Raw genomic sequence first — 15915 nt, forward strand, 5'->3', positions numbered from 1 at the left:
CACCGGCACTGGCGTGAGCGCTGCGCCCCCCTCGGTAGGCCCCACCTCGCTTCGGCAGTGCCGGGATACCGACCCGGGTCGGCCAACCGGTCGAGGAACAAAGCCGCTGACCAGGCGAGGTCAACCGCCTGTTCCGCGGGTTAGTCTCGTTCCCCATGCGCGCACCGTTGGAACGGGTCAACCCCCGCATGCTCGTTGACGCCGCCCGCTCGACGCTGGCGTCGCTGTCCAGCACCGTGGGCACCGACGGCCTGGCTGCGGCGGCGGCACGACCCGGGCTACTCGCTCTGGTCGACCAGCACGCCGCGGCGGTCCGGGAGAGCCTCGATGGGGATCGCCGGGCGCTGACTGTCGCGGCCCTGGCCGGCTACACGGAGGGAGTCCGCGCCGCTGCCCGGGAGCACGATTGGCATCCGCCAGCCGGGCCGATCGACTGGGCGGCGCCGGACTGGCTCCTCACCCGCCTACTCGCGGTCGCCGCTCTGGCCCGGTCCCTGGACGGTCCCCGGCCGGCCCCGCTCCCGCCGCTCTGAGGCGAATCGGGGGTGGCCACCCGCGGCGACCACCCCCGTCCTCCGGTCGCCGCTCAACGGTCGAACTGTTGGGTCTCGTCGCCCGTACCGCCCGACTTGCGACCACCGCCACCCGCGGTCGCCGCCTCGCGGGTCTTCGCCTCCGTCCGTTCCCGTTCGTGCCCGGTCCGGTCGGCCATCTGCCGTTCGACGTCGCTGCGGCCGGCGCCCTGGGCCTGCCGGTGCTGCTGGACGGCCCGCCCTTCCTCGGCCATCCGGTTCAGCCAGCCCTCCCAGCGGCTCTGCATCGGCTTGACCAGACCGCCACCGACACCCACGATCAGGATTCCGGCCACCGTGGCGAGCACGGCAATCAGCACCGGCGTGGTCACCGTGGTGGCGATGCCGACCTGGTTCAGCGCCGCGATCACACCGAGGGCCAGGATAAAGACGGCCGCCGCGTCGGCCAGGACCCGGCCATACGTCAGACCGCCGAGCGCACCACTGATGAGGTCGCGGACCGCGCTCGCAATGGCCGCGGCCACCACCACGATGACGATCGCCACGAATGCCCGCGGTATCCAGGCCACCACACCACTGATCAGGTCACTGATCGCGTTGGGTCCCCACACCCCGAACGCGAACTGCAGCGTGAACAGCAGTACGGCGTAGTACGCGAGCCGCGCGAGGATGTCACTGGCGTCGTACTTGGTACGCGCCAGGGCGCGTTTGATGCCGCCGCGCTCCACGGCGCGGTCGAAGTTCACCCGCTCCAGCGCCGCGTCCACCGCTTTGAGGACGGCTCGGGCGATGAGCCATCCGATCACGAGGATCACGATGAACGCGACAGCTCTCGGTATGAACAACAGCACCGCCCGCCACATATCGGTCGCGGCGGCCCCGATGTCGACCTGCCGTACCGCGAGGGTTTCCGGCATGATGCCCTCCTTCGCATGGACTACCTCGCGCGCATACCCAGTCACCGCACCGGCACTCCGCAGCGCTCCTCGACGTTTTCCGACCGTCGTCGGGTCGCCTTGACCTGCCCACGAAGACCGTTTCGGTAGTCGCTACCCGCCGAACCCGCCCTTGGAATGCGGGGTGAACGGACGCGCACCTGGAGCACGCCACCGCGGGGGAACGATCTTGTTGCGCTGACCGCACGCCACTCCGCCGCCCATTCCGGATATTTCGGCGGGTACCCGGATGGGCTTTTCAAGCCGAAGTACTACCGGTACTGACGAGGTCCGGCGCCACAGCGGGCAGCGGCGCTGTGTGCGCTACTGGTCGGCGCCGCGGGCAAGAAGGGCCCGGGCCAGGTCGTGACCGGAGCGCCAGGCGGTCTGGGCGCGGGGCGGGCCGAAGGCGTCCCCGGCCAGCCCGATCCCGTCGGCGTCCAGGTGATACGTACCCGCCGCTGCCACGGTCGGCCTCGCGTACGTCCACCGGTGCACATGCACCTCCTCGGCCGACACCGGCAACGCGAGCAGGTCCCGAACGGCCACCTCGATGGCGGAGGCGGCAGCGGCGGGCTGGCCCAGGTGCGCGGCGGCGAATTCCGGGGTGGTGTGCGCGACGAGAACCGGTGCTGCGTCGCCCCGACGGTCACCGTCATCACAGACCAGCGCGAGCACCGGATGGTCGTTGACGAAGGCGCCACGTAGTCCGCTCCAACAGCGCTCCGGGAACCGCAGCATCGCGGCGAGCGACGGCGACCAGCCCTGGGCTCGGGTGGCCCGGATCGCGGCGGTCAGGGCCGGGTCCAGCAGCGGCGCCGCCTGCGGGCCGGGCATGGCCAGCACCGCCGCCGCGCAGGGCTGCCCATCCACGGTCGGACCGGGTCCGACGCTGCGCACCGGACGGCCGAAGCTCACCGGCAGATCCTGGGCGAGCTGCTCCACCAGCGAGCGCAGCCCGCGGGGCGCGGCCCAGCGCATAGGCCCCACCACCTCCCGCCGGCTTTCGCCCCGGTACGCGAGGAAGGTGTCGGTCCACTCGCGGGCCAGGCCTGCCGCCCGCCACTGCCGCAGCACCGCGGCGAAGCCTGGATCGCTGACCGTCAGGTACGCGGCGCCCAGGTCCACCGGCCGCCCCGCGAAACGCCGGCTGGCCATCCGTCCGCCGGCGACCTGCCCACGTTCTCGAAGCTGCACCGGTACGCCCGCCCGGGCCAGTTCACCGGCGCAGGCCACTCCGGCCAGCCCCGCGCCGATCACCACCACGCCTGCCGCTTCCCCGGACACCGGTCGAGCCTACTGGTTGCTGGAGCGCCGCCACCCCGGTTCGGCCCCGTCGGGGCACGAGCCCGGGTTACCCCCTCGGCCAACGGGGAACGTGGATGGTTGACGAAGGAGGAGACTCATGAAAACACCTTCGCGTCCGACCTCAGCCTGGCGTCCCGGTCTACCGGGCGGCGACACCATCCCCTCCGGTCCGGCGGGTCATCCCTCGCCTCCCAGCGGCGACGGCGACGGGCCGGGGGTGGGGCCGCCGACGGTGACTATCGGCTCATACCCGGATTACCGCACCGCCCAGCGGGTCGTTGACTATCTGGCGGACAACCGGTTCCCGGTGGAGCACACCGCCATCGTCGGTACCGACCTCACCCTGGTCGAGACGGTCCTTGGCCGGCTAAGCACCGGGCGGGCGGCGCTGCTCGGCGCCGGTACCGGCGCGTGGTTCGGTCTCTTCATCGGGTTGCTGTTCGGCATCTTCACCGCGGGAAACTGGCTCGCGGTGGTTCTCGCCGGTCTGGTGATCGGGGCGATCTGGGGCGCGGTGTTCGGGGCGGTGGCACATGCGATGACCGGCGGTCGCCGCGACTTCACCTCGGCCAGTTCACTCCGCGCCAACCAGTACGCGGTCATCGTGGATCAGCAGCATGCCGAGCAGGCCCGGCAACTGCTGGGCCGGCTCCACCTGCAGGCACCGCAGCGCCAACGGGACTAGCCCGCACCCGCCCGGGCACGCGGCTGCTGGCCGCCACTGACCGGGTGGACGGGCCGCGCCGACGCCGGACCGGTACCGAGTGTACCCCGACCGCCAGCGGCGGCCGGGGTACACCATCTCCACGTCAGGACAGCGCGAATATGCCCGCGACGCCCAAGAGCACCATCACCAGGACGGCCACCAGCGCCCCCCGCTCCCCCTCGGCCGCCGATGGGCGGTCTTCGGTTCCGCGGTTGCTCGTCTCACCGGGCATAGACTGGCCTCCTCGATGCTCGGGGCTAGTCCCGTCCGGCTGCCGGCCGGTCGGGATGTTAGGTCCGATTCAGGCGGACGCGCCCGTTGCCGCGAGGGCTGTTCGCTCCCCCGCTGGACGCACCGAGGAGTGAGTTACCCACCTGGGCAGGAGGTAACCGTGCGGAGCTGCTTACTCGGCCCCCGTAGGCGGGAGGCCGATGCGTGGGGCCGAGCGAGCGGTGGCCGGTGCAGAGTCCGGCCACCGCAGGATCAGATCAGCGGGGTTCCCGCCACATCGGCCAGAACGGTGTGCCGTCGGGCAACCGGAACAGGTCGCGTACCTGATAGCCGTGCTGGGCGTACAGTTCGGCGGCCAACTCGCTGGAGGCCTCCAGGTAGCCGGGCATCCGGTTGGCGTCCAGCCATGCGTGGTGGTGCCGCAACAGCGCGGTGCCCACTCCCTGGCCTTGCCGGTCCGGCTGCACGGCGAGGAAGGCAAGGTGGTGATGGTCGGGTTGCGGATGGTTCGCGGCGAAGAGCTCATCGAGGTGAGCGAAGCGATCCGTCCACTCCCCGCACACCGCGGCGAGCCGGGCGTCGTAATCCCGTGGCGGCGGCGCCGGATCCGCGCCGATCGAGGGAAACCAGACGGCCACCCCGGTCAAATCGGTGGTACCGAAGACCAGGCCGTGCCACATCGCGTGGTCAACCAGGATCTCGAACTGTCCGGCGAGCACCGCCTCCCGCTTGCTGTCGTCCGGCACCAGCCAGCGCGGCGCGTCGAGCACCAGGAACGCCGCGGCAATCCGTTCCGCGACCAGCTGCGTCCGCTCCGGCCCGAGACGCTCGACCCCAATGCCGGTCACCGCCGGGCCTCCGCCCGCTCCGACGCCGCTGGCAGTGGATCGGGCGTCTCCGGCAGGAACGTGGCGGCGCTCTCCGCGCCGAGCCCGATCCGGGCGTAGATGCCCGGACGGCTCGACCGGAGCACCAGCCCCCACACCACGCCCAGCAGCGCGGCCACCAGGTATACGATCGGGACTCCCCAGCGCAGGGTGTGGTCCGCCGGGACGCCGAGCAGGTCGGCGAAGTTGAGCACCGCCAGGGTGAAGACACCCAGCAACGCCACCGCGGCGATCCCGGGTGCCACTGCCCGCCGCCACAGCGACTCCTCCCGGCCGTCGCGGGCGAAGTAGGCGATCACCGCGACCGACGTGGTGGCGATCAGCAGCAGCACCCCGAACGAGCCGCTGGTGCCGCACCAGAAGAAGAGCTGCACGATCGGGTCCCACCCGTTGACCGCGTACAGCAGGATCACGACCAGGCCGAGAGCGCTCTGGGCGAGGGAGGCCGTGCGGGGGGCGCCGCTGCTCGGCGAGGTCCGCCCGAAGGCCGCCGGCAGCACCCGCTCCCGGCCGAGGGCGAACGCGTACCGGGCGGTGGTGTTGTGGAAGGAGATCATCGCGGCCACCACCGACGTCAGGAACAGCACCTGGCCGATGGTCACGACGGTGTCGCCGAGGTGCTCGGCGGCCAGGTTGAAAATCAGCGCGACACTCTGCTCGCCGGCCTGCTCGGAGATCTGGTCCGGCCCGACCGCGACGGTCATACTCCACGACGAGAGCGCGTAGATCCCCGCGATGATCGCGATGGACAGGTAGGTAGCCACCTTCACCGTCCGGCGCGGGTCCTTGCTCTCCTCGCTGAACACCACCGCCGACTCGAACCCCACGAACCCGAGGATCGCCAGCACCAGCACCGCGCCGAGGCCTGGGACGAAGAGGTTGTCCGGTGCGAACGCGGCGAAGCTGACCTGACCACCGGCGGGGTTGCCCAGCTGGGCGAGGTCGAACACCAGGACCACTGCAATCTCGGCGAGCAGCAGCACAGCAAGGACCTTGCCGTTGATGTCGACTCGAAGCAGCCCCAGCACAGCGACGATTGCCCAGGCACCGAGGGCCACCAGCCACCACTGCACGCTGATGCCGAAGAGCCGGTCCAGGACCGGCTCGGCGGCGGCGCCGATGGTGCCGTACAACCCGACCTGCAGGGCGTTGTACGCGATCAGCGCCACCCAGGCGGCGCCGACACCGACCGGCCGACCCAATCCGCGGGAGATGTACGAGTAGAAGGCGCCGGCGTTGGCCAGCCGGCGCGCCATCGTTACGTAGCCAACTGAGAACAGCGCGAGCAACACGGCGACGGTGAGGAAGGCCAGCGGGATGCCGAGCACGCCGATGACCCCGTAGCCGGTGGTCACCACCCCCGCCACCACGGTTAGCGGCGCGGCTGCGGACAGGACGAAGAAGACCACCGATGGCACACCGAGTCGGCCCCGGGCCAGCGCCTCAGAGACGTTGCTCGGCTTTTCTGTGGTTGCTGTCGAGGGCATAGACCACTCCGGTTGAGGGACACGAGGGATGTTGTTTCGTGATCACAGGGAACCGCGCAGCACCGCCGCCCCGACAGCGGCCTCGGTCTGCGTCGCCAGCTCCTTCAACGGCGGGGGCAGTGAGGCGACCAGTTCGGTGAACCGGTGCTCGGCTCGGGGCCCGACGCTCCACAGCACCTCCCGGCTGAGGCCCGCCGCGCCGATCAGCCCGAGGAGCACCGCGTCAGCGAGGGTCGGTGGGGGGTCCGACCGCTCCAACAGCACCCGCAGGCGGGTCGCCGGCCAGGCTGCCGCGTTCGGATCCACCGGGACGTAGCCCACCTTGCTGCGCAGCAGCCGCCGGCTCTCCTGACGACGCAGCACGCCTGCCCGGGACAGCCGCTCCCCCACCGAGGTGGCGGCGCTCTGAGCGAGGAAGCTGAGCCAGATACGCACCGACCGGTGTTGCGCCTCACCGACCAACTGGTCGAGCACGGTATGGGCGAGCGCATCGGCGGGTGGCCGGTTACTGACCACCGAAACGTCTCCGTCAACCACCGTGATATGTCCACCTAGGACTAATTCACTGAGGAGGCAGCCAGCGAGCCCGAGACCCTTGGCAGCCGAGTGCAGCTTCGCCCTACCCCGAGTGTCGCTGTGGGCGATCAGGAAGAATTCGTCGGCGACCAGCAACCCGGTCCTCCCACCTCGTCCACAGTGATCACAACTGGGCAAGGATGCACTGCACTGCGCCTAACTGCAACTCCCAACCAGGAGGGTTGCACTCCGTATCCGGACGACCTGGGGATCTTGTCGTGGCAGACTCGGAGGGTGACCGCGAGCCCGACCGTACGCCGCCGCCGTATCGCCCGTGAACTCCGCCAGCTCCGCGAAGGCGCCAACATGACCCTCGATGTTGCTGCGCGCCAGCTGGACATGTCCAAAAGCAACCTGTCCCGGATCGAGAACGCCCAGATTGGAATCAAGCCGCGCGACGTCCGCGCCGCACTCGCCCTCTATCAGGTGACCGGCGCCGACGCCGAGGCACTGATCGAGATCGCCCGCAGCGCCCAGCAGCGGGGCTGGTGGCAGTCCTACAGCGACGTCCTGCCGGAGTGGTTCGAGTTCTACGTCGGCCTGGAGGCGGAGGCCGCCGCACTGCACACCTACGAGGGCGAGGCTGTACCCGGCCTCCTCCAGACCGAGGCGTACGCGCGAGAGGTCTTCCGGCACACCGCCGGCGAGGAAGGACTGGAGCGAAAGGTGGCCGCGCGCCTGCGCCGCCAGGAGGTGTTGCACCGCGACAACCCGGTGGGGCTGTCGGTCGTTCTCAACGAGGCGGTGCTCTGCCGGCCGGTCGGCGGGAACTCGGTGATGGCCGACCAGTTGAAGCACATCGCGACGGTCGCACAGTTACCGAACGTCACGGTGCAGGTACTGCCCTTCTCGACCGGCGGGCATCCCGCCATGAGCGCGCCCTACGTCATCCTGGCCTTCGCCGACACGGCCGACGCGGCCGTGGTCTACCTGGAAAATCTCACGACAGGTCTGGCACTGGAGGGGGCGGAACACGTTGCTGGGTATAGCCTTGTGCACGAGGAGCTGCGCCGTCTGGCGCTCGATCCAGCGGCGTCCCAGGCACATCTTTTGGCAGCTTCTCGTAACTTTCCGTAACGTCGGCGAGGCACGCCGACATTGACGAGAGGTACGCGATGACGGCGCTCGACCGGACTGAGTGGCGCACCAGCAGCCGCAGTGTGGGCAACGGGAACTGCATTGAGGTGTCCACATCGACTGATCAGGTCGCGGTCCGGGACAGCAAGGACCGTCGCGGCCCGGTACTCGCCTTTCCCACACCGGCCTGGCGCGCCTTCGTCTCCGGCATCGACGGGGTACGCGGCGACTGACCCACCGACGGTGGGACACTCCTGCCGTGTACTCCGACGCCCCCGTTGACCTGCCGGTCCGGCCGGTGGTGCCCGCGGTGCTGGCGGCGCTACGCGCCACCGGCACCGCGGTGCTCGTAGCGCCGCCGGGCAGCGGCAAGACCACGCTCCTCCCGCTCGCCGTGGCCGAGGAGGTGACCGGCCGGGTGCTGGTGGCGCAGCCCCGCCGGATGGCCGCCCGCGCCGCCGCCCGCCGGATGGCCGCACTGCTCGGCGAGCGGGTGGGCGAGCGGGTCGGGTACGCGGTGCGGGGCGACCGCCGCGTTGGACCACGCACCCGGGTCGAGGTGGTGACGACCGGCCTGCTGGTCCGCCGGCTACACCAGGACCCGGAGCTGGCCGGCAGCAGCGCCGTCCTGCTCGACGAGATCCACGAACGGCAGCTCGACGCCGACCTGGCGCTCGCATTCACGGTGGAGGCGCGGGCCGCGCTCCGCCCGGAGCTGTGGCTACTCGGTATGTCGGCCACCCCCGACTCGGATCGGGTCGCCGCGTTGCTCGGCGGTGACGCGCCCGCACCGGTGGTCCGAGCGTCGGCGGCGGCGCACCCGGTGACCCGGATCTGGGCACCGCCGCCCCGCCCGATCCTCCCCGCCGGCAGCGGCCGGGTGGACCCGGTGCTACTCGACCATGTCGCAGCCACCATCCGGCGGGCCCTACGTGAGAACGACGGCGACGTATTGGTCTTCCTCCCCGGCGCCGGAGAGATCTCCGCCATCAGCGCCCGACTGGCCGGCCTACCCACCGAGATCGCGGTCCTGCCGTTGCACGGCCGGCAGCGCCCGGCGGAGCAGGACGCCGTGTTGCGGGCGCAACCGTTCCGGTCCGGCACGTCCGACACCCCGCCCCGCGCCGGCGCCGACCGCGACCGTCGGCGGGTGGTGCTGGCGACATCAGTCGCGGAGAGCAGCCTGACGGTGCCGGGGGTACGGGTGGTCGTCGACTCGGGGCTGGCCCGCATCGCGCGCACGGACCTCGCCCGCGGGCTGGGCGCGTTGGTCACCGTCCCGGTGTCCCGGGCCGCCGCCACCCAGCGGGCCGGCCGGGCCGGCCGGGAGGGCCCGGGACAGGTGTACCGCTGCTGGTCGGCTGCGGACCACGAGCGACTCGCCGCACAGCCGGAGCCAGAGATCGCCACCGCCGACCTCACCCGGTTCGCGCTGGACATCGCGGCCTGGGGCACGCCGGACGGACACGGCCTCGCGCTGCCAGACCCACCGCCACCGGCTGCGCTCGCCGTGGCCAAGAAGTCCCTCGTCGCTCTCGGCGCGCTCGACCCCGATGGACGGGTCACCAGCCGCGGCCGGGCGATCGCCGCGGTCGGCACGCACCCCCGGCTGGGCCGCGCCCTGATCGACGGCGCCGCCCAGCTCGGCCCGGACCGCGCGGCCGAGGTCGTCGCCCTCCTCGCTGAGGAGGGGGCCGCCGGTCCCCGGGACGACCTCACCGCCGCACTGCGACGGCTTCGCTCCGGAACGGACGCCACCGCCACCAACCGCTGGCGAGCCGAGGTACGCCGGCTGCGTACCGCCCTGCCCCCGGGCCCCGCGCCGACGAGGCCGGAGCCCCGCCTCCCCGACGACCTGGCCGCGGGGCTGGTCGTCGGCCTGGCGTACCCGGAACGGCTGGCCCGAATCCGGCGGACGGGCGAGCCGACGTACCTGATGAGCGGTGGGACCGCTGCGACGCTGGCGCCCGGGTCGGGGCTGACCGACTCGGTGTGGCTGGCGGTCGCGGTCGCCGACCGCACGCCGGGCGCGCCGGCTGCCCGAATCCGACTGGCGGCTCCGATAGACGAGGCGACCGCCCGGGCGGCCGGGGGTTCGCTATTGACCACGGCGCGCGAGGTGGCCTGGTCCGGGACGGATGTGGTGGCTCGGGAGGTGGTCCGGCTCGGCTCCCTCGACCTCGTTGAACGCCCGCTCGTCGAGCCAGACCGGGAGGAGCTGCGCAACGCGCTCGTGGACGGCCTGCGCCGTACCGGGCTGGGGTTGCTGACCTGGTCTCCGGCAGCTCGGGCGCTACGCGAGCGGTTGGCGTTCTGCCACACGGCCCTCGGCGACGAGTGGCCCGAGGTGGGCGACGAGGCGCTGCTGGCCGCGGCGCCGGACTGGCTTGCGCCGGAGCTGGCCGGGGCACGTCGGCGGGCTGACCTGGCCCAGATTGACGTTCTCTCCGCGCTGCGCCGCCTGCTGCCCTGGCCAGCCGCGGCCCGCCTGGACGAGCTCGCCCCGGAGCGGCTCACGGTGCCCAGCGGCTCCCGGATCCGCGTCGACTACACGGATCCGACCACACCGATGTTGGCGGTCCGGCTCCAGGAGACCTTCGGCTGGCCGGAGGTGCCCCGGATCGCTGCTGGTCGGGTCCCCGTCCTGCTGCGGCTCCTCTCCCCCGCCGGACGTCCGGTCGCGGTCACCGGGGACCTGGCGTCCTTCTGGCGGTCCGGCTACCCGCAGGTCCGGGCGGAGCTGCGCGGGCGCTATCCACGGCACTCCTGGCCGGTGGATCCGACGACCGCCGAGCCGACCCGGCGGGCAAATCCGCGCCGCCGCTGAGGATCACTCCGCCACCAGGTCGGCGACGACGGCGGTGATGTTGTCCGGGCCGCCAGCGTGCAGCGCCAGGTCGATCAACTTTCGGGCGCACTCGGTCCGGTCTGGGGTTTCGGCGAGCACCTCGGTGAGCGTCTCCGGCCGGACCACGTTCGACAGCCCATCGCTACACAGCAACCAACGATCGCCGGCCCAGGGGATCATCGTCGCGTAGGCCGGGGAGACCTCCTCGCCCTGCAGCGCCTGGGTCACAACCGCTCGCCGGGGGTGGCTACTCGCCTCGTCGGGGGTGATGACCCCCTGGTCAACGAGGAGTTGCACGAACGTGTCGTCCCGGGTGATCTGTTTGAGCACGCCCTCGCGGAACAGGTACGCCCGGGAGTCACCGACGTGAGCCAGCGCGAGGCAGCTGCCCGTTCGGGAAAGGAGCAGGGCGGTCAGCGTGGTACCCATGCCCTGGCGCTCCGGCTCCTCGCTGACGGACTGCCGGATTCGTGCCGTCCCCACCGCAATGGCCTGCTGCAAGGCAGCTACCAACTCATCTTCCGGGGTCGCCACGTCGATTGGAGCAATCGACGTGATCGCCACCGAGCTGGCAAGATCACCAGCGGCCATCCCACCCATGCCGTCGGCGACGGCGACGAGCCAGCTACCTGAGTACAGGGCGTCCTGGTTCCCACTTCGGATCAGCCCACGGTCGCTCATCCCGAACGAACGCAGCTTCAAGGTCATGGGAGGCAGCCTGCCAGGCGGAGGCGCCGTTGTCTCAAGGAGGCACCCCGAGCCGGCGTGGCGCGGCGAATCTCACCGTTGCCGAGCCCAACGATCATCCAGCTGGCTCGCGACACCACTCATCCGCCTCACTCGGCGTTCGCTGCCACCGGCTCGGTGCGGTCGTCGCCACCAACCCACACGGTCTTGGTGTTACAGAACTCGCGCATCCCCACCGCGGCCAGTTCGCGTCCGTACCCGGAGTTCTTCACCCCACCGAACGGCAGTTCCGGAAAGGACGTGGTCATCCCGTTGACGAAGACGTTGCCCGCCTCCAGGTCGATGACGAACCGCTCCTGCTCCGCCGGGTCTCGGGTCCAGGCGTTCGCACCGAGCCCGAACGCGGTGCCGTTGGCCACCTCGATCGCCTCGTCGTACGACGAGACCCGGTACAGCCCGGCGACGGGCCCGAAGACCTCCTCGGCCCACATCCGCATCCGCGGGGTGAGGTCGGCGACGACCGTGGGTGGGTAGTACCAGCCCTCCCCCGCCGGCAGCTCACCCCCGCAGCGGAGGGTCGCACCCTGGTCAACGGCGTCACGTACCTGGGCGACGATCTCGGCACGGCTCTCTTCGCTGACGAGTGGGCCCACGTCGGTGTCCGCCGCCATCGGGTCACCCACCCGCAGTGCGGACATCCGCGCGGCGAACCGCTCCGCGAAGGCGTCGAACACGTCGGTGTGCACGATGAAGCGCTTCGCCGCGATGCAGGACTGGCCGTTGTTTCGGCACCGGGCAGCGGTCGCCACCTCGGCGGCCCGATCCAGGTCGGCCGAGGGCATCACCACGAACGGGTCGCTGCCGCCGAGTTCCAACACCGTCTTCTTCAACTCACGACCGGCGATCTGGGCGATGGCGCGGCCAGTACGCTCGCTGCCGGTCACCGTCGCGGCGCGGACCCGCGGATCACGGAGAATGGCCTCCACCGCGTCGGAGCCGACCAGCAGGGTGCTGAACGCCCCCGGCGGAAAGCCGGCCCGGCGAAAGAGGTCCGCCAGGTAGAGAGCGGTCTGGGGGACGTTCGAGGCGTGCTTGAGTAGGCCGGTATTGCCGGCCATCAGCGCCGGTGCGGCGAACCGGAGCACCTGCCAGAGCGGAAAGTTCCAGGGCATCACCGCGAGCACCGGCCCGAGCGGCTGGTACCGGACGAAGGCCCGAGCGGCACCGACGCCGGCTGCGTCGGCGGGCTCGTCGGCGAGAAACGCCGGTGCCTTCGTTACGTAGAAGCGACAGGCGTTGACGCAGACGGTCACCTCGGCCTGGGCAGCGGCGTAGGTCTTGCCCATCTCCGTTGTCACCAGTCGGGCCACGTCGTCGCGCTCGGCCTCCAGTAGGGCGGCGGCCAGGTTGAGCCAGTCACCGCGCTCCTCGACGGTCGTGTCCCGCAGTTGCCGACACGCGTGGGAACTCCGGCTGATCGCCGCCTCCACCTGCTCGGACGAGATCGGCGAAAACGTCCTCAGCGTCTGGCCGGTGGCCGGGTTGGTGGTGGCGATGGGCATCGCGAACTCCTGTCACTCGAACAGCGAATGCCGGGTGCCCGGCTCCTCCCGCCGGCGAGCGCCCCGTCGCCGCTGGATGATCACCAGGTCGACGACGGCGACCACGGCGAAGAGGACGCAGAGCACCCCCAGCCAGACCACCCCCGCCCGGAACGCCAGCACGCCGAAGACCACCATCGTGACCAGGCCGAAGCTGGCGAGCACGAGGCGTAGATTGAGCGCGCTGTAGGCGTGACCGACGGTGCCACGGGCACGCCGGGGCTGCGATCTCGTCATCACCTGGACCTACCCATCCAGGGCCCGTCTAACCAGGAGCACATCCCCGCCAGGAGCACATCCCCGCCAGGAGCACCTCCCGGCCGGTTGTTCCGACTGTTCGGGCTGGCTTCGGTGAATCGGCTCACCACCCGGGTTAGTCGCGTTACACCGACGCACCGCGCGCCAGCCAATCCGGGTATCAGTGAGGAACATGGAGGCATGACCATGACGCCCGCGATGCCAGTGACCGTCTCCGTCGCCCGACGCACCGACCCCGCTCGGACCCAGGAGATGGTGGCGTGGATGCGCGCTGGTACGGCGTTGGCGGAGGCATTTCCCGGCTTTCTCGGGGCCGGATGGATCCGCAGCGCCCCCGGGTCCGGCGAGTGGCACATGCTCTACCGGTTCGCCGACGACGAGACGTTGCGTCGCTGGGAGGAGTCACCGCAGCGACACTGGTGGCTGGCCTCGGCGCAGGGCGTCGTCGAGCACACCCAGGTGGAACGCCGGACCGGGGTCGAGGGCTGGTTCTCCCGGCGGGGACAGGTTGTCGAGCCGGTCAGCGCGGAGCCGACCGCTGCACCACCGTCGCCGCCGCGGTGGAAGCAGGCGGTGACGATCTGGTTGGCGTTCTTCCCCCTCAGTCTGACCGCTACTCTGCTGACCGGCCGGTTCATCCCGGATGTCCCGGTGCCGGCTCGCGTACTGATCATGACATTGACGCTGACACCGCTGATGACATACGTGGTGTTGCCCCGGATCACCCACACGCTCGGCTGGTGGCTGCACGGCCGATCTCCCGCTCGCGGCCCACGATGAGGAGCGACCTCGGGCCGCGAGCGCCACTTCCGTGGGCGTGGTTCCACGAGCCAGCTGGAGCCGGATAGCGGTTCGGTGCTGGATATCCGACACTGCCCAACCGCCACCCCGACTACACACATAGGGTGCCCAGGCAATCACTCGCCGCTCGGCCGCTTGGGGAAGCCATGCCTCGACGCTGGGTCACCGCCGTCGTCTGCCTGCTCGCACTGGTCGCACTCGCCTGCGAAAGCGGGGGCGGGACAGCACCTAGCCCCAGTCCCGGGTCACCCGGCACCGAGGCCGGCGGGATCGCCGCCCTCGGCGACTCGATCAGCACCGGCCTCGGCTCCTGCCTGGTAGTGGCTCCGTGCGAACGCAACTCCTGGTCAACCGGGAACAGCCTCCGGTTGCGGAGCCACTACCGACGGCTGCTCGACCAGGATCCGGCGATCCGTGGGCGGGCGTTCAACCACGCTCAGGCGGGAGCCCGGGCGTCCGCCCTCGCCGGCCAGGCGGAGCAGGCGACGCGGAACCGACCAGACCGGATCACCGTGCTCATCGGCGCGAACGACGTCTGCCACGGCGAGGTCGCGGAGATGACCCCGGTGGAGACGTTCCGGAGTCAGGTGGACCGGGGGCTGCGGGTGCTGAGTGCGGAGCTGCCGAAGGCGCGGCTGCTGGTGGTCAGCATTCCGGACCTGTACCGGCTCTGGGAGGTGGGGCACACCAACGAACGGGCGGTACGGGCCTGGAGTCTGGGAATCTGCCCGGCCCTGCTCAAGAATCCGACCTCCACCGACCCGGCGGATCGTTCCCGACGAGACGCCGTGCGCGAACGGGTCACCGACTACAACGACCAACTCGCCGCGGCCTGCGCGGCGTACGGCTCCCGCTGCCGCTACGACGACGGCGCCGCCCACCGGCTCCGTTTCACACTGGACCTGGTCAACGCCTTTGACTGGTTCCACCCCAACCTCGCCGGCCAGGAGCGGCTCGCCGAGGTCACCTGGGGAGCCTGGGGACGCGACGCCTGAGTCGGTGGTCCCCCGCTGCACCACACCGGCAATCCACCCCACGGTGTTGGCGGTACAACACCCGGGACCGCGCGGCGAGCTCCTTGGTCGCCGAGGAACTCGCCCAGGTGCCCAGGATGATGGCGACCCCCGGGAGCACCTTCGCGACAACCCGCTTGGTGGCCCGCGCGCCGGCCATCTGGGCAAGCCGCGCACCGAGGCGGAGCGTCACCTGGCCGAGCGGGGCCGGACCGGCACTGGAGCCGAAGAGCGCATCAGCGCGCTCTCGACCGGCGGCCACCCCGAGCGCGAGCCGTGCGCCCTGCTCGGCTTTGTGCATCCTCTGCAACACCAGCAGGTCAACGGCGCGGTCGTGGTGCGTGGCATCCAGTCCATAGGCGGCTGCGACGTGCAACACCATCCGGGCCTGGGTCCAGGCGAGGAGACCCACGTCGATCACCAGGTCGGGCAGGCCCGTCGCCCCAGAGGCCACCTCGGGGAATCGGGCGTGGTTGACGAAGCGGCGCACCGCCTCTTCGGCCATGGCCTCGACCGGCACCATCGCCGGCTGCTCGGCGCGGACCCGCCGCGCCCACTGAGCCGCCTCCGGACCGAGCTGACGCACCGCCGCCAGGGCGAGGTGCTCCGGTGCGTACTGCGGGTCCTCGCGCATCCGGTCCCACAGCCCGGCTGGCGGCCCCGCTACGGCCGGGGCCGCCTCGGGTTTCTGCGGCGGGCGAACGCCGGACTGACCATCGGCGGGTGCGGCATCGGTCACGGTGGGCTCCCCGGGGTCTGCGGCTGGGCGGCCTGCTTGCCAGCCTCACGGCTGACGCGGACGCGGTCAACGGTGGAGCTCAGTTCGCACGGCGAACCCCGTCTGCTGCGGCCTGACGGGACCGTGCCTCCCGCCGCCCCACTCGATCAGATGTTGTCCGCAGGGGGAACGGAGGAACGCCCTGATCCGGTGAATGAGGGACATGTCTGCCTCCTTCCGGGTTGCTGT

The 15915-nt window shown here is 71.2% G+C and carries 17 protein-coding genes; 7 read left to right on the forward strand and 10 right to left on the reverse strand.

What is annotated here, in order from left to right:
- Positions 1-155 precede the first annotated feature (155 nt).
- Positions 156-533, forward strand: coding sequence for a DUF6401 family natural product biosynthesis protein (locus tag K228_RS0111195; RefSeq protein WP_025618520.1), 378 nt, complete (start codon positions 156-158; stop codon positions 531-533).
- A gap of 53 nt (positions 534-586) precedes the next feature.
- Here the strand turns inward: K228_RS0111195 and K228_RS0111200 are convergent, their stop codons facing one another.
- Positions 587-1450 carry a mechanosensitive ion channel family protein gene (locus K228_RS0111200; protein WP_025618521.1) on the reverse strand — a complete coding sequence of 288 codons (864 nt, stop codon included), beginning with the start codon at positions 1448-1450 and terminating at the stop codon, positions 587-589.
- Positions 1451-1792: 342 nt separating this feature from the next.
- Positions 1793-2734, reverse strand: a complete 942-nt coding sequence (locus tag K228_RS0111205; RefSeq protein WP_025618522.1) for an NAD(P)/FAD-dependent oxidoreductase — start codon at positions 2732-2734, stop codon at positions 1793-1795.
- 259 nt (positions 2735-2993) lie between these two features.
- On the opposite strand from K228_RS0111205, the gene K228_RS0111210 reads away from it, so the two are divergent.
- A complete protein-coding gene (locus tag K228_RS0111210) occupies positions 2994-3461 on the forward strand; it encodes a general stress protein (protein WP_025618523.1) in 468 nt (155 codons plus the stop codon).
- A gap of 124 nt (positions 3462-3585) precedes the next feature.
- On the opposite strand, the gene K228_RS30030 is transcribed toward K228_RS0111210, so the two are convergent.
- The 4 genes from K228_RS30030 to K228_RS0111230 all read right to left on the reverse strand — a co-directional run bounded on the left by K228_RS30030 (position 3586) and on the right by K228_RS0111230 (position 6759).
- Entirely contained in the window at positions 3586-3714 is a 129-nt protein-coding gene (locus K228_RS30030; RefSeq protein WP_281171581.1) for a hypothetical protein, read from the reverse strand.
- 256 nt (positions 3715-3970) lie between these two features.
- On the reverse strand, positions 3971-4561 hold the full coding sequence (locus tag K228_RS0111220) for a GNAT family N-acetyltransferase (RefSeq protein WP_025618524.1): 591 nt from the start codon (positions 4559-4561) through the stop codon (positions 3971-3973).
- Positions 4558-6087 carry an APC family permease gene (locus tag K228_RS0111225; protein WP_025618525.1) on the reverse strand — a complete coding sequence of 510 codons (1530 nt, stop codon included), beginning with the start codon at positions 6085-6087 and terminating at the stop codon, positions 4558-4560. The genes K228_RS0111220 and K228_RS0111225 overlap by 4 nt, the downstream gene beginning before the upstream one ends.
- Before the next feature lie 42 nt (positions 6088-6129).
- Positions 6130-6759, reverse strand: a complete 630-nt coding sequence (locus K228_RS0111230; protein WP_025618526.1) for a GOLPH3/VPS74 family protein — start codon at positions 6757-6759, stop codon at positions 6130-6132.
- 138 nt (positions 6760-6897) lie between these two features.
- Between K228_RS0111230 and K228_RS0111235 the strand changes: the two genes are divergently transcribed.
- The 3 genes from K228_RS0111235 to hrpB are packed head-to-tail and all read left to right on the forward strand — an operon-like array spanning position 6898 to position 10567.
- On the forward strand, positions 6898-7740 hold the full coding sequence (locus tag K228_RS0111235) for a helix-turn-helix domain-containing protein (protein ID WP_025618527.1): 843 nt from the start codon (positions 6898-6900) through the stop codon (positions 7738-7740).
- Between the two features lie 38 nt (positions 7741-7778).
- Positions 7779-7973, forward strand: a complete 195-nt coding sequence (locus K228_RS0111240; RefSeq protein ID WP_025618528.1) for a DUF397 domain-containing protein — start codon at positions 7779-7781, stop codon at positions 7971-7973.
- A gap of 26 nt (positions 7974-7999) precedes the next feature.
- Positions 8000-10567 (forward strand): ATP-dependent helicase HrpB, encoded by a 2568-nt coding sequence (hrpB, locus tag K228_RS0111245; RefSeq protein ID WP_025618529.1) that lies wholly within the window; start codon positions 8000-8002, stop codon positions 10565-10567.
- A gap of 3 nt (positions 10568-10570) precedes the next feature.
- Here the strand turns inward: hrpB and K228_RS0111250 are convergent, their stop codons facing one another.
- The 3 genes from K228_RS0111250 to K228_RS0111260 all read right to left on the reverse strand — a co-directional run bounded on the left by K228_RS0111250 (position 10571) and on the right by K228_RS0111260 (position 13113).
- Positions 10571-11296 carry a PP2C family protein-serine/threonine phosphatase gene (locus K228_RS0111250; protein WP_025618530.1) on the reverse strand — a complete coding sequence of 242 codons (726 nt, stop codon included), beginning with the start codon at positions 11294-11296 and terminating at the stop codon, positions 10571-10573.
- A gap of 128 nt (positions 11297-11424) precedes the next feature.
- On the reverse strand, positions 11425-12837 hold the full coding sequence (locus tag K228_RS0111255) for an NADP-dependent succinic semialdehyde dehydrogenase (protein ID WP_025618531.1): 1413 nt from the start codon (positions 12835-12837) through the stop codon (positions 11425-11427).
- A gap of 12 nt (positions 12838-12849) precedes the next feature.
- On the reverse strand, positions 12850-13113 hold the full coding sequence (locus tag K228_RS0111260) for a DUF6343 family protein (RefSeq protein ID WP_025618532.1): 264 nt from the start codon (positions 13111-13113) through the stop codon (positions 12850-12852).
- A 201-nt stretch (positions 13114-13314) separates the two neighbouring features.
- Here K228_RS0111260 and K228_RS0111265 point away from each other — a divergent pair, with 201 nt between their 5' ends.
- Positions 13315-13914: an antibiotic biosynthesis monooxygenase gene (locus tag K228_RS0111265; protein ID WP_025618533.1), complete on the forward strand. Its 600-nt coding sequence runs from the start codon at positions 13315-13317 to the stop codon at positions 13912-13914.
- A gap of 167 nt (positions 13915-14081) precedes the next feature.
- Positions 14082-14930 carry an SGNH/GDSL hydrolase family protein gene (locus K228_RS0111270; RefSeq protein ID WP_025618534.1) on the forward strand — a complete coding sequence of 283 codons (849 nt, stop codon included), beginning with the start codon at positions 14082-14084 and terminating at the stop codon, positions 14928-14930.
- Here the strand turns inward: K228_RS0111270 and K228_RS0111275 are convergent.
- A complete protein-coding gene (locus K228_RS0111275) occupies positions 14899-15687 on the reverse strand; it encodes an EcsC family protein (protein WP_033776791.1) in 789 nt (262 codons plus the stop codon). The two genes, K228_RS0111270 and K228_RS0111275, sit on opposite strands and share 32 nt — an antisense overlap.
- Between the last annotated feature and the right edge of the window lie 228 nt (positions 15688-15915).

This window comes from Salinispora cortesiana (assembly GCF_000484695.1).
GTDB lineage: Bacteria > Actinomycetota > Actinomycetes > Mycobacteriales > Micromonosporaceae > Micromonospora > Micromonospora cortesiana.

Excerpts from the sequence above, each read along its gene's own strand:
- K228_RS0111255 (WP_025618531.1), bottom strand. The coding sequence starts at position 12,837 with ATGCCCATCGCCACCACCAACCCGGCCACCGGCCAGACGCTGAGGACG.
- K228_RS0111240 (WP_025618528.1), top strand. The coding sequence starts at position 7,779 with ATGACGGCGCTCGACCGGACTGAGTGGCGCACCAGCAGCCGCAGTGTG.
- K228_RS0111250 (WP_025618530.1), bottom strand. The coding sequence starts at position 11,296 with ATGACCTTGAAGCTGCGTTCGTTCGGGATGAGCGACCGTGGGCTGATC.
- K228_RS0111265 (WP_025618533.1), top strand. The coding sequence starts at position 13,315 with ATGACCATGACGCCCGCGATGCCAGTGACCGTCTCCGTCGCCCGACGC.
- K228_RS30030 (WP_281171581.1), bottom strand. The coding sequence starts at position 3,714 with ATGCCCGGTGAGACGAGCAACCGCGGAACCGAAGACCGCCCATCGGCG.
- K228_RS0111200 (WP_025618521.1), bottom strand. The coding sequence starts at position 1,450 with ATGCCGGAAACCCTCGCGGTACGGCAGGTCGACATCGGGGCCGCCGCG.
- K228_RS0111195 (WP_025618520.1), top strand. The coding sequence starts at position 156 with ATGCGCGCACCGTTGGAACGGGTCAACCCCCGCATGCTCGTTGACGCC.
- K228_RS0111260 (WP_025618532.1), bottom strand. The coding sequence starts at position 13,113 with ATGACGAGATCGCAGCCCCGGCGTGCCCGTGGCACCGTCGGTCACGCC.
- K228_RS0111225 (WP_025618525.1), bottom strand. The coding sequence starts at position 6,087 with ATGCCCTCGACAGCAACCACAGAAAAGCCGAGCAACGTCTCTGAGGCG.
- K228_RS0111270 (WP_025618534.1), top strand. The coding sequence starts at position 14,082 with ATGCCTCGACGCTGGGTCACCGCCGTCGTCTGCCTGCTCGCACTGGTC.